The sequence below is a fragment of the Myxococcus sp. AM009 genome (assembly GCF_013372605.1).
Lineage (GTDB): Bacteria > Myxococcota > Myxococcia > Myxococcales > Myxococcaceae > Myxococcus > Myxococcus vastator.
In genome coordinates, this window is record NZ_JABXEP010000006.1 from 79,131 (window position 1) to 97,531 (window position 18,401).

3 protein-coding genes are annotated in these 18,401 nt (G+C 71.8%); all 3 read right to left on the reverse strand.

Annotated elements, in window-relative coordinates; translation table 11 throughout:
* The 3 genes from HV824_RS02995 to HV824_RS03005 are packed head-to-tail and all read right to left on the reverse strand — an operon-like array spanning position 1 to position 18,277.
* The gene (locus HV824_RS02995) at positions 1-5,574 is read right to left on the reverse strand and encodes a type I polyketide synthase (protein ID WP_176422614.1); all 5,574 of its coding nucleotides are present in this window, start codon (positions 5,572-5,574) and stop codon (positions 1-3) included.
* 14 nt (positions 5,575-5,588) lie between these two features.
* Positions 5,589-11,171, reverse strand: coding sequence for a type I polyketide synthase (locus HV824_RS03000; protein WP_176422615.1), 5,583 nt, complete (start codon positions 11,169-11,171; stop codon positions 5,589-5,591).
* The gene (locus HV824_RS03005) at positions 11,168-18,277 is read right to left on the reverse strand and encodes a type I polyketide synthase (protein WP_255207710.1); all 7,110 of its coding nucleotides are present in this window, start codon (positions 18,275-18,277) and stop codon (positions 11,168-11,170) included. The genes HV824_RS03000 and HV824_RS03005 overlap by 4 nt, the downstream gene beginning before the upstream one ends.
* Positions 18,278-18,401 lie beyond the last annotated feature (124 nt).

The window sequence follows — 18,401 nt, forward strand, 5'->3', positions numbered from 1 at the left end:
TCAATCAGCCAGCGCGGCGAGCTTCTCCGCGAGGAGCGCCTCGGCTTCGTCATCCGAGAGCTGCTTGACGTTGTTGACGATGGCGGCTTCGAGCGCGGCGGCTTCATCCCGCGGCGGCTCGGCCTGGGTCGTGATGGGAAGTTGCAGTTGTTCAGCCAGGTGCGCGACGAGCGCCGCCACCGTCGGATGCCGCCAGACCAGCGTCGCGGGGAGCCGCAGCCCCAGGCTGGCTTCGAGCCGGTTGCGAATCTCCAGCCCCATGAGGGAGTCCAACCCCATGCTGCCCAGGGGCTCCTGCGGGTCGATGCGCGAAGGCGCCAGCCGGAGCACATGGCCGGCCTGTTCACACACGTGCGTCTCCAGCAACCGCGCTCGCTGCAGCACCTCCGCCGCCCGGAGCGTCTCCACGAAGGCGCCGCGAACAGACGAAACGTTCGCGCTGCTGGCCTGCTCACGCGCCAGCCGTGACAGGAAGGGCGAGCGCGCCGCCGTCAGGTAGAACTCGCTCCATTGCCGCAGGTCGAAGCGCATCACCACCACGCGTGGCAGTGGGCTGCCCAGGATGCGGCCCAGCGCCTCCAGCGCCTGCGACGGCGGCATGGTGTCCACGCCGCGCTGGGTGATGCGTTCCCCGCGCGCCTCGGCCGCCGCGGCCAGGCCCACGCCGGCCCAGGCGCCCCAGTCAACGCTCAGCGCCGGCAGGCCGAGCCCACGCCGGTACGCCGCCAGCGCATCGAGGAAGACGTTGGCCGCCGCGTAGTTGCCCTGTCCCGGAGAGCCCAGCAGCGAACCCGCCGCGGCGAACAACACGAAGTGCTCCAGTGGCGCCGAAGCCGTCAGCGTGTGCAGGTGCCAGGCGCCGTGGACCTTGGGCTCCATCGCCGTGCGCAGACGCTCGGCGGTGAGGTTCACCAATACGCCGTCATCGAGGACCGCCGCCGCGTGGAAGACGCCCCGGAGGGGAGGCATCTCCGCCGCCACTTCCCCCAGCACCCGCTCCAGGTCCGGGCGCGCCGCCGCGTCCGCCTTGAACACCCGGACCTCGACGCCGCCGGCACGCAGCGCCTCCAGCACCGGCTGCGCCTCCACGGACGCGCCCTTGCGGCCCAGCAGCGCGAGGTGGCGGGCGCCACGGTCCACCAGCCACTCCGCGAGCTTCAGGCCCAGGCCGCCCAGGCCACCGGTAATCAGGTACGTGGCATCGGCTCGAAACTCCGCTGGCGCCGCGGTGCCGCGCTCCATGCGCGACAGCCGCGCCACGAACCGCGCGGGGCCCCGGAGCGCGACCTGCTCTTCCAGGCTCGACGCGAGGAGTTCATCGGCCAGCACCCGGGCCTGGGCCTCGTCGCGAGCCCCCAGGTCCACGCTGCAACACCGGAGCTCGGGGTGCTCCAACGAGAGCACCCGTCCCAGGCCCCAGAGTGGCGCCTGCTCGACATGAGCCACCTGCGCACCTGGCTTGACGGCCTGGACGCCCTCCGTCACCAGCCACACCCGGGGCATGTCCCGGAAGCCCGACGCGACCAGGGCCTGTATCAGGTGGAGCGCGCTTGCCGCGCCGAGCGTGCGCGCCTTCACCAGCGCATCCGTTCCAGCCTCAAGGCCGGGCACGTCCAGGCTGAAGAGGTGCACGACGCCACGGCACGCGGGCCGTCCGGCGCCGAACTCCGCATCGAGAACCCGCGTGAAGCCCTCCGCCCGCGACGGGTCCACCACGTAGTGGCCGGGCTCGACGAGCCGGGGCTCATCGCCGTGGGAGATGAGGATGCAACGCTCCCCGCGCTCGCTCAGCACGGCGCGCAACTTCTCGCCGAAACCAGCACGGTCCGCGAGCACCAGCCAGGCGCCCGGCGCGGACTCCGGGACGGCCGTGGGCGCCTCGCGTGGCTCTTCCTGCCAGTCCACCCGGTACATCCACCGGTCGATTTCATCCGCGGACCGGCGGCGCACCGCATCCAGACGGCGCGCCATCAGGCCACGGGCCTCCATCAGGACGTTGCCCTCCGCGTCCAGCAACGTCACGTCGGCCTCAACCGAGCCCGGGCCACTGCCCGTGCCCGGCCGGACGCGAGCGTGGCTCCACAGCGCGCGTCCAGGTCGCCCGTGCATGCGCAGCGTGTCCACCGCCACCGGGACGAAGGTCTCCCCCCTGCGGTCCCCCAGCCCCGCGCCGTTGATGGCTTGCAGGCAGGCATCCAGCAGCGCCGGATGGAGCTGGTGCGCCGTCAGCTCCGCCGAGACCGAAGGTGACAACTCCAGGCGTGCCACCGCCTCGCCCTCCCCCTTCCACAGCTCCTTCACCAGACGGAAGCTGGGGCCGAAGTCGACGCCCCGCTCCAGCATGAGCTGGTAGTGCTGCTCGCCTTCCAGGAGCTCGGGGCACCGCGCCCGCGCCTCGTCGAGCGCGAAGGGCTCCGCTGCCGTGCGCTCTCCCAGCCGCCCTTCGGCGTGCAGTGTCCAGGCCCCGGCGCCTCCCACCGGACGGCTGAAGACCTGGAAGCGACGGGTGCCATCCGCCTCTGGGATGACGCGCATCTGCACCGACAGCGCCTCTTCCCGAGGTAGCACCATCATCTCCTGGAAGATGACGTCCTCCAGCGCGAGCCGTGCCGGTCCAAAGGCCTCGGCGGCTCCCGCGAGCGCCATCTCCAGGTAGCCGGTGCCGGGGAGCACGACCTCCCCGTGAACGACGTGGTCCGACAGATAGGAAGGACTGTCCGCGTACAGCTCCGTCTGCCACAGGTGCGCGCCGTCCTGCCCCGCCAGGGACAGGTGCGTGCCCAGCAGCGGGTGGTGGCCCGCGTCCAGGGCACGACGGGTGCGCGTGGACGACTCAATCCAGAAGCGCTCGTGCTGCCACGGGTACGTGGGCAGCGCCGCGAGCGGGCCTCGCACCGGGTGCTGGCGCTTGAGGTCCACCTCGTGCCCCACCGCGTAGAGCGCGCCCAGGGACGACAGCATCGCGCCGCGCTCGTCTTCGTCACGACGGAGCGAGGGCAGCACCGTCCCCTCGCGCCCGAGGTGCCGCAGGTGTTGCTCCACGGCGGGCAGGAGGATGGGATGCGGGCTCAGCTCGATGAAGATGTCATGGCCGTCGACCGCGAGCTTCTCGATGGCCGTCGAGAACAGCACCGGCTCGCGCAGGTTGTCCGCCCAGTAGCCGGCACGGAGCTCCGCGCCATCCGTCATCCGCCCCGTCACCGTCGAGCAGATGGGCACACGGGACGCGCGCGGCGCGAGGTCCTGGAGCGCGGCGAGCAAGTCGGGCCGCAGCGGGTCCATCTGCGGACTGTGCGAGGCCACGTCCACCTTCACGAAGCGGCAGAAGACGTCCCGTTGCTTGAGCCTCTGGGCGACGTCCTCCAAGGCCGCGGGCGCGCCCGACAACACCGTGGAGCGCACGCTGTTGCTCACCGCGACGGAGACCTGCGACTCCCAGCCGTGCAGGGCCTGCTTCGCCTCTTCCAGCGTCAGGTCCACCAGCAGCATGGAGCCCTGCCCGCTCACGCCTCGCAGCAGCCGGCTGCGGCGGCAGATGACCTTCGCCGCGTCCTCCAGGCTCAGCGCTCCGGCCACCTGCGCCGCGGCCACCTCGCCCATGCTGTGCCCCACCACGGCGTCCGGCTCGACGCCCCAGGCGCGCCACAGCTCCGCCAGCGCCACCTCGATGGCGAAGAGGACGGGCTGGATGACGTCGATTTCATGGAGGCGCCCCTCGCCCTCTTCGGCGGCCAGCGCCCCCAGGACGCTGAAGCCCGCGCACGCATGGATGGCCGCGTCGCAGCGCTCCATCGCCGCTCGGAACGCCGGCTCCTCCGCGAGCAGCCTTCGGCCCATGCCCAGCCACTGCGAGCCCTGTCCCGGGAACACGAAGACGAGCCGGCGCCGGGTCTGCACCGATGCCCGCCCCGTGGCCGCGCCCGGCACGGGCGCTCCACGCGCGAAGGCGCCCAGCTTCTCCTCGAGTTCAGAGTGCGTGTGGCCCGCGAGCGCGAGGCGGTGCTCATGGTGGGAGCGCGACAGGGCCGCCGTGGCGCAGACGTCGCGGAGTGACACCTCTGGATGCGTGGCGAGCCAATGCGCGTGGCTGCCGGCCATGGCCTGGAGCGCCTCCGGGCCGCGCGCTGACAGCACGAGCAGCTCCGCGCCCCGAGCGGGGACGGCGGGCCGTGGGGCCTGCACCGGCGGCTCTTGCAAGATGACGTGGGCATTGGTGCCGCTGATGCCAAACGCGCTCACGCCGGCGAGGCGAGGCTGCTCGGAGCGGGGCCACGGCTGGGGCGCCGTGGGGATGACGACGGGCGCCCCGTCCAGGACGATGTCCGGGTTGAGGCGGTGGAAGTGCAGGTTCGGAGGAATCACCTCGTGGCGCAGCGCCAGGGCCGTCTTCAGCACGCCCGTGAGGCCCGCCGTCGCTTCGAGGTGCCCGACGTTCGTCTTCACCGAACCCACGTAGAGGGGCGCGTCCGCGCGCCGTCCCGCGCCCAGCACCCGCGCCAGCGCTTGCAGCTCGATGGGATCTCCCAGCGAGGTCCCCGTCCCGTGCGCCTCGACGAAGGAGACGTGCGAGGCCTTGAGCCCGGCGCTCGCCAGCGCCTGTTCGATGACCCGCTCCTGCGCCGGTCCGTTGGGCACCATGAGCCCGCTGCTGGCGCCGTCCTGGTTCACCGCCGAGCCCGCGACGAGCGACAGAATCTCATCCCCGTTGGCCAGCGCATCCGAGAGCCGCTTGAGCACCAGGACGACGCAGCCCTCGGCGCGCACGAAGCCATTGGCGGAGGCATCGAAGCTCTTGCACCGTCCGTCCGGCGACAGCCCTCGGCTGCTGGAGAGAGCAACCGTCGGGTCCGGCATCAGCATGAGGTTGACGCCGGCGGAGAGCGCCAGGTCGCACTCCCGGTTGCGCAGGCTCTGGCAGGCCACGTGGAGCCCCACCAGCGACGACGAGCACGCCGTGTCGATGGACATGCACGGCCCCTGGAGGCCCAGCGTGTACGCCAGCCGGCCCGCCGCCGCGTTCAGCGAGGTCCCCGTCAGGTGGTAGATGTCCGGCGCATCGCCGAGCTGCCGCGCCTGGAGCTGCGCGTAGTCGCTGCCGATGATTCCCAGGAAGACGCCAGACTTGCTTCCAGCGAGCTGGTCCGGCGGCTGGCCCGCGCGCTCCAGCGCCTCCCACGCGACCTCCAGCAACATCCGTTGCTGCGGGTCCATGCGCGAGGCCTCCCGGGGCGACACGCCGAAGAAGGCGGCGTCGAACTGGTCCACGCCGTCGATGAAGCCCCCCCAGCGCGCATACGTGCGGCCACGCTTGCTCGGGTCGGGGTCGAAGAGCGCCTCCGCGTCCCACCGCGCTCGCGGCACCTCGGTGATGGCGTCCACGCCCTGGCTCAGCAGGCGCCAGAAGTCCTCGGGGGTCCGTGCGCCACCGGGCACGCGGCAGGACGCACCGACGATGGCGATGGGCTCCGAGCGCGCGCGCTTGAGGGCTTCACCCTCCGCGTGCAGCTCGAGCGCCAGCAACGCGAGCCTCTTGGGAGAGAGGCTCGAGATCTTCTCGTAGAATTCCTTGCTCATCGCAGCCGTCCGATTCAGCTCAGCTTCTGGGCAATCAACCGCTCGACTTCGTCGTCCGACAGCTCTGAGACCTGCGCCAGCCGCTCCGACAGGTCACCGGTGTCCGAAGGCACCGGGGCCGACTTCTGCACGGGCGCCGCCGCCACCGTGGGCAGCGGGATGTCCACCGCGGTGACGCTCCCCGCCAGACGCTTCGCCAGCGCCAGGACGGTGGGGTGGTCGAACGCGAGACTCGCGGGCAGCTCCTTCTCGAGTCCGCGCTGCAGCACGTTGCGCAGCTCCACGGACATCTGGGACGTCATCCCCATCTGGAAGAAGCCACGGTCCGCGGGGGGCAGGTCGGTGGGTGCGAAGCCGAGGATGCGCCCCACCTCGCCCTGGATGCGCTGCACGAGCGTGTCGAACCGGCGGTCGACAGGGAGCGCCTTCAACTCCGCGAGCCACCGTGCCCGCGAGGGAGCGCCACCGCCCGTGGCATGCGAAGCCGCGCCCATGTGCAGCAGGAAGGGCCGGCGACGCCGCGCCTCCCAGATGGGCTTGAGCACGGACCAATCCACCGAGGCGACCGTCTTGTGGCTCACGCCCAAACGCAGCACCTGCCCCATCGCATCGAGCGCGCGCGTGGAGGCCATGGGCCGCAACCCGAAGCGGGCGTAGCCTCGTGCGTCGTCGGCGCGCTCCCCGCCAATCTCGTCCCACGTGCCCCAATGGATGGTGGTCGCGGGCAGCCCTTCGGACCGGCGGTGGTGCGCCACCGCCTCCAGGAACTGGTTGCCCGCCGCGTAGTGCGCCAGGCCGGAGGCGCCCCACAGCGTGGACGTCGACGAGAACATCACGAAGAAGTCGAGCTCGAGCCCGCGCGTCAGCTCGTGCAGCACCCAGCTTCCGAGCACCTTGGGACGCATCATCGCCGCCGTGGCGGCGACATCCAGGTCCTCCAGCCGGCACTCCGTGATGAGCGCGGCGGCATGAATCACGCCGCGCAGCGGAGGCAGCGTCGCCGCCGTGTCGCGCAGGAGTGCCGCCATCCGCTCGCGGTCCGCCACGTCCGCGGCCATGGGCGTGACAGTCGCGCCGAGCGCCCGAATCGACTCGAGCTCCTCGCGGCGCCGCACCGACGCCGCGTCGTTCGCACCGGAGACCCCACCGCGGCCCAGCAGCACCAGGTGCCGCGCGCCCCGCTCCACCAGCCACCGCGCCACCTTCAGCCCCAGCCCGCCCAGGCCTCCCGCGACAAGGTACGTCGCGTCCGAGCGCAGGCGCAGCGCCTCCTCGGCCGTCCCTGCCCTTCCACGGATGAGCCGGGGCACCAGTGAACGTCCCTCGCGGAAGGCGAGCTGGTCCTCGCCGTCCGCGCCGAACGCGGAGATTTCCCGCAGCACCGAGGCGGGCTCATCCGGCGACCGCGTCGGCGGCAGGTCGATGAGGCCGCCCCACACGCCCGGCTGTTCCAACGAGACGCTCCGGCCCATGCCCCACAGAGGTGCCTGGGCCAGCGACACCCGTTCGGTCCCCACGCCCGTCACCTGCGCGCCCCGCGTCACCACCCAGAGCCGCGCACGCCCTGGCACGCCCATGAGGGCCTTCACCAGGTGCAGCGCCGCCACCGTGGACGCGGGAGCCGCCGTCTTCCCATCCAGCGTCTCGTCGAGGCCCCACAGGAAGAGCGCCCGGCCTTCATGCCCTGCCGGGAGCGCTGGAAGCTCTCGCAGCAGGCGCGCCATGTCCTCCGGCCGCCGCGGGTCCACCACGAAGCTTCGCGCTCCCTGGCGCTGGAAGGCCTCTCCCGAGGTCACCGTGACAAATGAGGCACCCTGACGCCGCAGCTCCTCGGCGAATGCCGCGCCCCAGCCACCCCGGTCGGCGAACACGAGCCAGTCGGCAGGCACCGGCTGGGCGGTCCCCACCGGCCGCGGCTCCCACGTCACATCGTGGAACCAGTCCTGCGCGCGGACCTCCCCCAACACCTCGAGCAGCCGCTCCGCGGCCACGTGCCGCAACCGGACGCCGCGCGCCACCGCGACCGGGCGGCCATCCGCGTCGAGCAGGGACAGCGTGCCCAGCCGCTCCTCGGGGCGAGACGCGGGGGAAATCGACACGTGAGCCCACCAGACGTCCGCACCGCCAGGGGCGCACTCGAACGACTCGATGCCCAGGGGCATGAAGAGCGCCGCCTGCCCCGGTTCGGCCGCCAGCGCGAGCGCCAACGTCTGGAGGCCGGCGTCCAACAACGCGGGATGAAGCTGATACTGGGACGCCTCCTGGGTTCGCTCCGCCCCCAGCACCACCCGGCCCAGCGCCTCCCCCGGCCGCCGCCACGCCTCGCCCAGCGTCCGCAGCGCCTCGTCGTACTGGACGTTGCAGTGCTCCAGCTCACCGTAGACCGCCGCGCCCGGGACATGCTCCCCGCAGCGCGCGCGGATTGCGTCGATAGACGCCAACGCGCCTATCGAGGCACCGAGCACCTGGACGTGGCCCCGGCAGTGCCTCACCCATCCCGCCTCGGACGAGGCCCCTCCCACCGCGCGGCTGTGGACGTGGAACTCGTGCCGGCCCCCTGCCTCCGAAGAGAGGTGGACCTGCACGAGCCGCCGCGTGGCCTCCGTCAGCACCAGCGCCCGCTCGAACTCGACGCCGGACAGCGCCCTGCCCCCTGTGCCCAGCGCGTCGGCCGCGGCGCTCAGCCCAAGCTCCACCAGCGCCGAGGCAGGAACGACCGCGACGCCGCCCAACCGGTGCGCGCCCAGCCACGGCAGCGAGTCGCTCCCCAGCTCAAGCTCGAAGACCTGGCCATCGACGCCGTGAGCCACGTTCACCGGCCGACCCTTGAGGGACGTCACGGGTTCGACCATCGCGGCCACGGGCGTGACCACCGCGTCCAGCCAGTACCGCTTGTGCTGCCAGGGATAGGTCGGCAGCGGGAGCGACGTCCCGCCTTCCGGAAAGAGGCGCTTCCACTGCACGGGGCCCCCGGCGCGGTACAGCGCGCCCACGGACTCCAGCAGCGCCGTCCGCTCGGCCTCGTCGCGGCGCAGTGACGGAAGCGTCACGCCCTCGCGGCCCGCGTGCTGCAGGCACCGCTCCACGGCGGGCAGCAGAATCGGGTGCGGGCTCATCTCCAGGAAGACGGAGTGTCCAGCCTCGGCGAGTCGCAGCACCGCCGAGGAGAAGAGCACCGGGTCGCGCAGGTTGCGGACCCAGTAGGCGGCATCGAAGCCGGAGCCGTCGCTGGTGGCGCCGGTCACCGTGGAGAGGATGGGCACGCTGGCGCGTCCGGGCCGCACCGCGGAGAGCACGGAGAGCAGCTCGTCACGCAGCGGGTCCACTTGCGGGCTGTGCGAGGCCACGTCGACCTTCACCCAGCGGCAGAAGACGTTGCGCGACTCCAGCTCGGCGCGAATCGCTTCGAGCGCGGCGGGCTCCCCCGACAGCACCGTGGAGGTTGGACTGTTGCTCACCGCGATGGCCACGCGGTCATCGCGCCCCGCCAGCGTCTTGCGCGCGTCCTCCAGGGCCAGCTCCGTCGCGAGCATGGCGCCCTGGCCGCTGATGCGCCGCAGCAGCTTGCTGCGCAGGCAGATGATGGCCGCCGCGTCCTCCAGGCGGAGCGCGCCCGCGACGTGCGCCGCGGCCACCTCGCCCATGCTGTGCCCCACCACCGCGTCCGGCTCCACGCCCCAGGAGCGCCACAGCGCCGCCAGCGCCACCGCCATGGCGAACAACACCGGCTGCACGACGTCGATGTCCTGGAGACGGGAGTCCTCGGCGGGTGCGCGCAGCACGTCGACCAGACGCCACGTGACGTGGGGCCGCATTGCCGCGTCGATGCGCTCCACGGCCTCACGGAAGACAGGCTCCTGCTCGAGGAGCTGCCGCCCCATGCCAACCCACTGCGAGCCCTGCCCCGGGAACACGAAGACCGCCTTGCGCCGGGTGTCCGTGTCCGTCGCCGCCGGAGCAGGCCCCTCCGAGGCGAACTCACGGAGCCGCCGCGCCACCGCCTCCGCCGAGTCCCCCGCGACCGCCGTCCGGTACTCGTGGTGGGTCCGCCGCAGCGCCGCGGTGAAGCAGACATCCCGGAGCGACACCTCCGGGGACGACGCGAGGACGTCCGCGTACTTCCGGGCCAACGCCTGAAGCGCGGCGGGTGAGCGCGCGGACAGCGGCAGCAGATACGCCCCACGAGAAGGCGCAGCGGGCGCGGCCACGGGGGCCTCTTCGAGAATCACATGGGCATTCGTGCCGCTGATTCCAAACGAGCTGACCGCGCCCCTGCGCTTGCGCGTCTCCCGCGCGGGCCAGAGGTGCAGCTTCGTGGGAACCGTGAGGGCCTCACCCCCGAAGTCGATGCGCGGGTTGAGCCGCTGGAAGTGCGCGAGCGGCGGGACGGCCCCGTGCTGCATCGACAGGACCATCTTGATGATGCCCGCGATGCCCGCGGCCGACTCGAGGTGGCCAATGCTCGTCTTCGCCGCGCCCACCACCAGCGACTGCTCCGCGGTGCGCCCCTGGGCATACACCTCGTGGAGCGCCTCCATCTCAATGGGGTCCCCCAGCGACGTCCCGGTGCCGTGGGCCTCGACGCAGTCGATGTCGGCGGGCTCCAGGTTCGCGCTCTGGAGCGCCTGGCGGATGAGCGCCTTCTGCGCGAGCACGTTGGGCGCCGTCAGCCCCGCTGACTTGCCGTCCTGGTTGACGGCGGAGCCCCGGATGAGCGCGAGGACGGTGTCCCCCGCCGCCAGCGCATCCGACAGCCGCTTGAGGACGACCACCCCGCAGCCCTCGCCCCGCACGAAGCCGTTGGCGCGGGCATCAAAGGTCTTGCAGCGTCCATCCGGCGCGAGCGCCTGCGCGCGAGACACCCGGCTCGACGACAGCGGCGACAGGATGAGGTTGACGCCACACGCCAGCGCCATGGAGCACTCCTGCTGGCGGAGGCTCTGCGCGGCCAGGTGCAGCGCCACCAGCGAGGACGAGCACGCGGTGTCCACGGACAGGCTGGGGCCCTGGAAGTCCAGGAGGTACGACAGCCGCCCCGGCACCACGCAGTTGATGGCGCCCGTCACGCTGCTGGAGTCGCGGGCGGACGGGTTGCCCACCTGCAACAGCGCGTAGTCGTCACTGTACACGCCCACGAACACGCCCGTGCGGCTCCCCGCCAGCCGAGCCATGTCCTGGCCCGCGTTCTCCAACGCCTCCCACGCCACCTCCAGGAGGATGCGCTGCTGCGGGTCCATCCGGTGCGCTTCGTGCGGAGAGATGCCGAAGAAGTCCGCGTCGAACTGGTCCACCGCGTTGATGAAGGCGCCCCACTTCGCGCCCAGCTTCTCCTGGGCCTCGGGGTCCATCCGCGCCATGTCCTCGCGGGTCCACCGCGAGGACGGCACCTCGGTGACGGCGTCCACGCCGTTGCACAGGAGGTTCCAGTACGAAGCCGGGTCGTTCCCTCCGCCCGGGAAGCGGCAGCCCATGCCGATGATGGCCACGGGCTCCGACCGGCTGCCCTCCACCGCGTCGAGCCGGGACTTGAGGTCCATGGCCAGCAGCGCGAGCCGCTTGGGGGAGTACTGCGCGATCTTCTCCGCGAACGTCGTCATGAGCCTTGCGCCATCCTCTGAGCGAACAGCCGCTCGACTTCTTCTTCCGACAGGTCGTCAATCTCGCTGGCCGTCGCGTCCGCCGCCGGGGCCTTCGCCGCCGCCACCTCCGGCGCGGGCTCGGGCGCGGAGGGGGCGTCCTCCAGCGGGAGCGACAACTTCTCCGCCAGGAAAGGCGCCAGCGCGGCCACCGTCGGATAGGTCCACACCACCGTCGCGCTGAGCTTCAGCCCGAGCGCCGCCTCCAGGCGGTTGCGAATCTCCATGCTCATCAGCGAATCGAGCCCGAAGGTCACCAGCGGTGTCCGTGGCTCGATGCGCGCGGGCGCCATCCGCAGCACCCCGCCAATCAGCTCGCGCAGGTGCGTATCCAGCAGGCCGCGCCGCTCGGACGCCCGGGCCGCTTCGAGCTGCTCTCGAATCCGGCGCTTGCCCGCGCTCACGGCGGGCTGGCTGGACGGCTCCTGCGCCAGCTTCGTGAAGTAGGGCGACTGCGCCGCGGCCAGATAGAAGCCCAGCCACTGGCGCGGCTCGAAGGCCATGACGCTGAGCTGCGGCCGCGCCTGTCCCAGCAGCATGCCGAGCACCGCCAGCGCCTTGTCCGGAGCCATGCCGCCCAGGCCACGAGCCTCCAGGCGGTCACCGCGGATGGACTGCGCCGCCGCGAGGCCCACCTGTGTCCAGGTGCCCCAGTTGATGCTCAACGCGGGCAGCCCCTCCGCCCGGCGAGCCTGGGCCAGCGCGTCCATGAAGGCATTCGCCGACGCGTAGTTCGACTGCCCCGGCGTGCCCAGCGAGGCGGCCACGCTGGAGAACAGCACGAAGTGCTCCAGCGGCAGGTGCCGCGTCTGCGCGTGCAGGTTCCAACTGCCCAGGACCTTCGGTGCCGACACCGAGGCGAAGCGCGCCTCGGTGAGGTTGAGCAACAGGCCGTCCTCGAGGAGCCCCGCCGCATGGAACACGCCACGCAGCGGGGGCATCACTTCAGCGACCCGAGCCAGCGCGCCCGCCACGTCCTCCGGCCGCGCGACGTCGCCCTGGAAGAACTCCACCCGAGCGCCGGCCTCACGAAGCGCCGCCAGCGCCTGCTCCGCCTCCGCGGAGGGAGCGCGGCGGCCCATCAGCAGCAGGTGACGTGCGCCCAGGGAAACGAGCCAGCGCGCGAGCTCCAGCCCCAGCCCGCCCAGGCCACCCGTGATGAGGCAGGTGCCCTCCTCGCGCACCAGCGTCGCCGGCTCGTGTGCGGACAACGCCTCCGCCGCCCGAGACAGCCGCGCGGTCAGTCGCGTGCCGCCCCGCCACGCGGTCTGGTCCTCGAACGAGGTCGATGACAGCTCCCGCAGCAGCGCATCCGCGGCGACGTCCGCGCCGCCTTCCAGGTCCACGCGGGTGCAGCGCAGCTCCGGCTGCTCCACCGCCAACACCTGCCCCAGCCCCAGCAGCGGCGCCTGCGCCACCGCGACACGTTCCGCCGCCTTGCCCGCGGAGCGTGCCCCGCGTGTGGCCAGCCAGAGCCGGGGCGCATCCCGCCAGCCCGCATCCGAAAGCGCCTGCACCAGGTGCAGCACGCTGGTGGTCCCCAGCCGCCGCGAGTCCTCCAGCGCCTGTGGCGTCAGGGTCTCCGTGGAGGCCATGTCCAGGCTCCACAGGTGCACCACGCCGCGGCATGGCGGCACGCCCGCGCCCAACAGCTCGGTCAGCAGCCTGCGCCAGTGCTCCGGACTCCGGGGCTCCACCTCGGCGCTCCCCGGCCCGGTCAGTCGGTACGCATCACCGGGCGCGACGAGCACGCACGTCTCACCCCGACTCCGGAGCTGCGCGGACAGCCGCTGCCCCACGCCGCCGCCGTCCTGGAGAATCAACCAGCTCCCCGCCGTGCGCTCGGGCCACGCCAGCTCCGTCGGCAGCGGACGCTCCTCCCAGGCCACCTGGTAGAGCCACGCGCCAAGCTCCCCGCGGGCGGAGGCGCCCGCATCCAGGCGGTACAGGCGCAGCGCTTCAAGCTCCAGCAGCACCTGGCCCTGCGCATCCAGCAACCAGAAGTCGAAGGTGCGCTCGCGCTCGCTCGCGGCCCCCTCCTCACGGGCCTTCACCCGCGCCCAGGCCGCGCGCCCGGGGCGCTGGAAGAAGCGCATCCGCCCGATGCCCACCGGCACGTGCGTCGCTGGCGCGGACGTCGCGGTCAGCGGGGCAAGGAGCTCCACCGCCACCTGCAGCCCCGCATCCAGCAACGCGGGGTGGAGCCGGTACGCCCCCGCCTCCGAGGCCACCGTGTCGGAGACCTCCAGGCGTCCCAGCGCCTCCTGCTCGCCGCGCCAGATACCCCGCAGGCCCTGGAACGTCGGGCCATACATGAGGCCCTGCGCCCGCCGACGCTGGTAGTGCGCTTCGGCGGAGACCTCTACCGTGACGCGCGCTCGGATCGCCTCCGGTGCTTCAACGGCCGCGTCCGCGCGTGCCTCCCGCCGCACCGTGCCCGCCGCGTGCTTGCGCCAGGCCGTCTCGCCCTCCGCGCGGCTGGCAATCTGGAAGGTGGCGCGACCCGCCTCCTCCTCGCTCAGCACCACCTGCACGCGCCTCGACTGGCCCGGCTCCAGCGCGAGCATCTCGTTGAACGAGACGTCCTCCAGCACGAGCCCCGCCTCGCCCAGCACCTCCGCGCCGGCGCTCAGCGCCATCTCCACGTAACCCGCGCCCGGGAAGACGACGTCCCCCCACACGCAGTGGTCAGCCAGATATGGGAACGCCGCCGTGCTCACGGTCCGCTCCCAGAAGTGAGTCCCGGGCTGCACGGACGAAGAGAGCGAACCACCGATGAGGGGATGTCCCTTCCCGTCCGCGGCAGTCTTGCCCCCCGGCTGCGACTCCACCTCCACCTCGTCCGGGAGCCAGAAGCGCTCTCGCTGCCACGGATACCTTGGGAGCGCGACGACACGGCCCTTCGCCGGATGCAGCGCCTTCCAGTCCACCGCGCAGCCCCAGGCGTACAGCGCCGCCAGAGACTCCAGCAGGCTGCGGCGCTCGGGCGTCTGTCGCCGCAAGGACGCGAGCGCGATGGCGCCCTGCTTCGACTCGCGCAGCGTCTCCTCGATGGGCGCGAGCAGCACCGGGTGCGGGCTCACCTCGACCAGCACCGTGAAGCCATCCGACAGGAGCTGCTCGACGGCGCCGTGGAACAGCACCGGCTCGCGCAGGTTGCTGACCCAGTAGGCCGGGTGGAAGCCCGCGCCGTCGCTCGTCCGCCCCGTCACGGTGGAGTAGATGGGCACGGGCGCGCTCCGCGGCGCGACACCGTCGAGCACCCGCAAGAGGTCGTCCTTCAGCGAGTCCATCTGCGGACTGTGAGAGGCGACGTTGACCTTCACCCGGCGGCAGAACACCCCCTGGCCTTCGAGCTTCGGCAGCAGCGACTCCAGCGCGTCCGTGTCACCCGAGAGCACCGTGGAGCGCGCGCTGTTGCTGACCGCGACAGAGAGCCGCGTCTCGTAGCCAGCCAGCGCCTCGCGGGCGTGCTCCAGCCCCAGCTCCACCACCGCCATGGCCCCCTGCCCGCTCTTGCGGCGCAGGAGCTGGCTGCGCAGGCAGATGACGGCCGCCGCGTCCTCCAGGCAGAGCGCGCCCGCGACGTGCGCGGCGGCCACCTCGCCCATGCTGTGCCCCACCACCGCGTCCGGCTCCACGCCCCAGGAGCGCCACAGCGCCGCCAGCGCCACCTGCATCGCGAAGAGCACCGGCTGCACCACGTCGATGTCCTGCAGACGCGAGTGCTGCTCGTCCGCCAGCAGCTCCGCCGTGAGCGACCAGTCCACGTGCGGCCGCATGGCCTGCTCGCACGCCTCGATGGCGGACTTGAACACCGGCTCCTCGCGCAGGAGCAGACGCCCCATGCCCAGCCACTGGGAGCCCTGCCCCGGGAAGACGAAGGCCACCTTGGCCCGGCCCTCGGGACTCACCCGTCCCTCACTCACGCCTGGCGGGAGCGCCCCCCGCGTGACGGCGTCCAGCGCCTCCGCCAGCTCCCGTCGCGAGCCGCCCACCACCGACAGCCGATGGGACAGGTGGCCCCGGCGCACGCTCGCGGTGTAGGTGACGTCGTCAAGCGGCGCGCCCGACTCCTTGCCCAGGAAGTCGCGCCACTCCGCGGCCAGCGCCTTGAGCGCCTCCGGGCTCCGCGCCGACAGGGGCAGCAGGTGCACCGCGTCCCCCTCACCGTCAGCCGCATGCGCTGCGACCACGTCCCATTGGACCGACTGTCCCGATACGTAGAGGACACCCAGCGAGTCGAACAGCGTGGCCCGCTCATCCTCCTGCCGCCGCAGGGAGGGCACCACGCGGCCCTGCCGCCCCAGGTGCTTCAGCGTCGCGTCGATGGGGTGCCGCAGAATCGCGTGCGGACTGACCTCCAGGAAGGTGTCGTAGCCCTCCTGGATGGCGTGGGAGAGCGCGCCAGTGAAGAGCGTGGGCCACGAGATGTTCCGCACCCAGTGGGAGGCGTCCGCGCGCTTGCCGTCGAACTCCGCGCCGGTGATGGACGAAATCAGGGGAACACGCGTCGGGCGGGGGCGGATGCCCCGAAGCTCCTCGGAGAGGGCGTCCGCCAGCACGTCCATGCGGGGGCTGTGCACCGGAACGTCGATGTCCACCTGCCGGCAGAAGACTCCGCGCTGCTGCAGCGACGCGAGCACCTCCACCAGCGCGTCCACATCCCCCGACAACACCGTGGAGCCCGCGCCCGAGTCGATGGCGCGGAACAACCGCCCCTCGTAGCCCACGAGCAGCTCGGCGGCCTCCGTCCAGGGCACGCCGACGACGGCCAGGCTGCCCTTGCCCGCCTGCGTGTGCATCAGCCTGCTCTCGGCGCAGACGACGCGGAGGGTGTCCTCGAGGTCCAGGGCGCCCGCCGCATACGCCGCCGACACCTCACCGATGCTGTGCCCCACCACTGCGCCGGGCTCGATGCCCCACGAGCGCCAGAGGTCCGTCAGGGCCACCTCCACAGACACAATCGCGGGCAGCCCGATATCGAGCCGGCTCAGCCGCGCCGCCGCGTCATCAGCGGCCAGCACTTCCAGCAGCGACCAACCTTCGTACTCCCGGATGAGCGCGTCGCAGCGCAGCAAGGTCTCCCGGAACACCGGCTCGGCGTCCAGCAGCGGCAGGCCCATGCGGGGCCACTGGCAGCCGTGCCCCGAATAGACGAACACCGGCTTGCGGACCGCGTCCTTCGCCACCATCCCCACGGACACACCCGGCCGCGGCGCTCCCTCCAGGAAGCGCTCCAGGCCCACCCGAAGGTCCTTCCGGGTCCGGACCGTCACCGTCAGGCGGTGCGCATGCGCGCCCGCGTCCGCTTCGGCCGCGCCGAGCACCTCGCCCAGCGGCAGGTGCTCCCGGGCCGTCACGCGGTCGAGCAGCCCCCGCGCGGCGCCCCGCAGCGCCTCCGCCGTCTCACCTGACAGGTGGAGGAGCCGCGCCTCCGGGAGGCGGGCCTCCTCCAGCACCACGTGGCAGTTCGCGCCCCCGAAACCAAAGGAGCTGACGCCCGCGAGGAGCTTCCGGTCGGGCTCCGGCCAGTCCCCCAGGGTGTGGTGGACCGACAGGCCCAGCGCCTCGAAGGGAATGAGCGGATTGGGCTTCTCGTAGTGGAGGCTGGCCGGTAGCACGCGGTGCTTGATGCACAGCGCGGTCTTGATGAGCCCGGTGATGCCCGCCGCGGCCTCCAGGTGCCCGATGTTCGTCTTGCAGGACCCGATGAGCAGGGGCTTGCCCTCGGGCCGTCCCGCGCCGAGCACCTCGCCCAGGGCCTGCGCCTCCAGCGGATCTCCCAGCTGCGTGCCCGTGCCATGCGCCTCGACGTACTGCACCTCCGCCGGCTCGATCCCTGCGCTGACGCACGCCTGGCGGATGACCTCCGCCTGCGCCTTGGGGTTGGGCGCGGTGAGGCCGTTGCTGCCACCATTGTTGTTGATGGCACTGCCGCGGATGACGCAGTAGATGGCGTCCCCGTCCGCGAGCGCCAGGGAGAGCGGCTTGAGCACCGCCACGCCCGCCCCCTCGCCACGCACGAAGCCGTTGGCCCGTGCATCGAACGTGTAGCAGCGCCCGTCTGGAGAGAGGGCCCCCAGCTTGGACAGGGACACCGTGCTCTCGGGGGCGATGGTGAGATTCACACCACCCACCAGGGCCAGCGTCGACTCGCCCCTGCGCAGGCTCTCACAGGCCAGGTGCACCGCCGTGAGCGAGGACGAGCAGGCCGAGTCGATGGAGAAGCTCGGCCCCCGCAGCCCCAGGACGTAGGAGACCCGGTTGGCCAGGACGCTGTGGTGATAGCCCGTGGACGTATACGAGGAGATGCGCTTCATGCCGAAGCGCTGCAGCATCATCTCGTAGTCCATCCACGCGGCGCCGAAGCAGACCGCCGTGGGTGAGCCCTGCAGCCGGTCCGCGGCGATACCCGCGTCCTCCAGCGCCTCCCAGCTCAGCTCCAGCATGAGCCGCTGCTGCGGGTCCATGTGGAGCGCCTCCTTCGGCGAAATGCCGAAGAAGAGCGGGTCAAAGCTATCCACGCGGTCCAGGTAGCCGCCCCAGCGGGAGACCACCTTGCCAGGCGCCGCGGGGTCTCGGTCATAGAGGCGGTTGACGTCCCACCGGTCCGGCGGCACTTCCGTAATGGCATCCGTCCCCCCCACGAGCAGACGCCAGAAGGCCTCCGGATCCGGCGCCTGGGGATAGCGGCAGGCCAATCCAACAATGGCGATGGGCTCGTGGGCCCGGGCGAAAGGTGCCAGGGAATGTGAAGGCGCGCCATCCTGCTCACCCGCGAGGTAGCGAGCCAACGCATCCAACGTGGGGTGTTCCCAGGCAAGCGTGGGAGACAATGAACGGCCCAGCATCGCCCCCACCTCTGCGATGAAGCCGGTGGCCTTCAGCGAATCAAGCCCATACAGACTGAAACGCTCTCTGACATCCAGGGTGTGCGCCTCGACTCCCAACCGCTGAGCAAGGACCGCTGTCAAACGAGCACGCACTTCGGCAAAACCCGCCTTCGACAACCCACTTTGTGACGACACCCGGACCTCTGACTGGCACGCGCGAAAGCCGGGCATTGCCTCGACGAACGAGCACGATAGACCCGATACAAGGAAAAACAGATCAATGCCCAATTAACAGTATTGGCGCAAGCCAATCATCACAAAATCACTTCGTGCAACCTCACGAGAACCGGACACT

Coding starts and splice junctions, on each gene's coding strand:
- HV824_RS02995 (WP_176422614.1), bottom strand. CDS start 5,574: ATGAGCAAGGAATTCTACGAGAAGATCTCGAGCCTCTCTCCCAAGAGG.
- HV824_RS03000 (WP_176422615.1), bottom strand. CDS start 11,171: ATGACGACGTTCGCGGAGAAGATCGCGCAGTACTCCCCCAAGCGGCTC.
- HV824_RS03005 (WP_255207710.1), bottom strand. CDS start 18,277: ATGCCCGGCTTTCGCGCGTGCCAGTCAGAGGTCCGGGTGTCGTCACAA.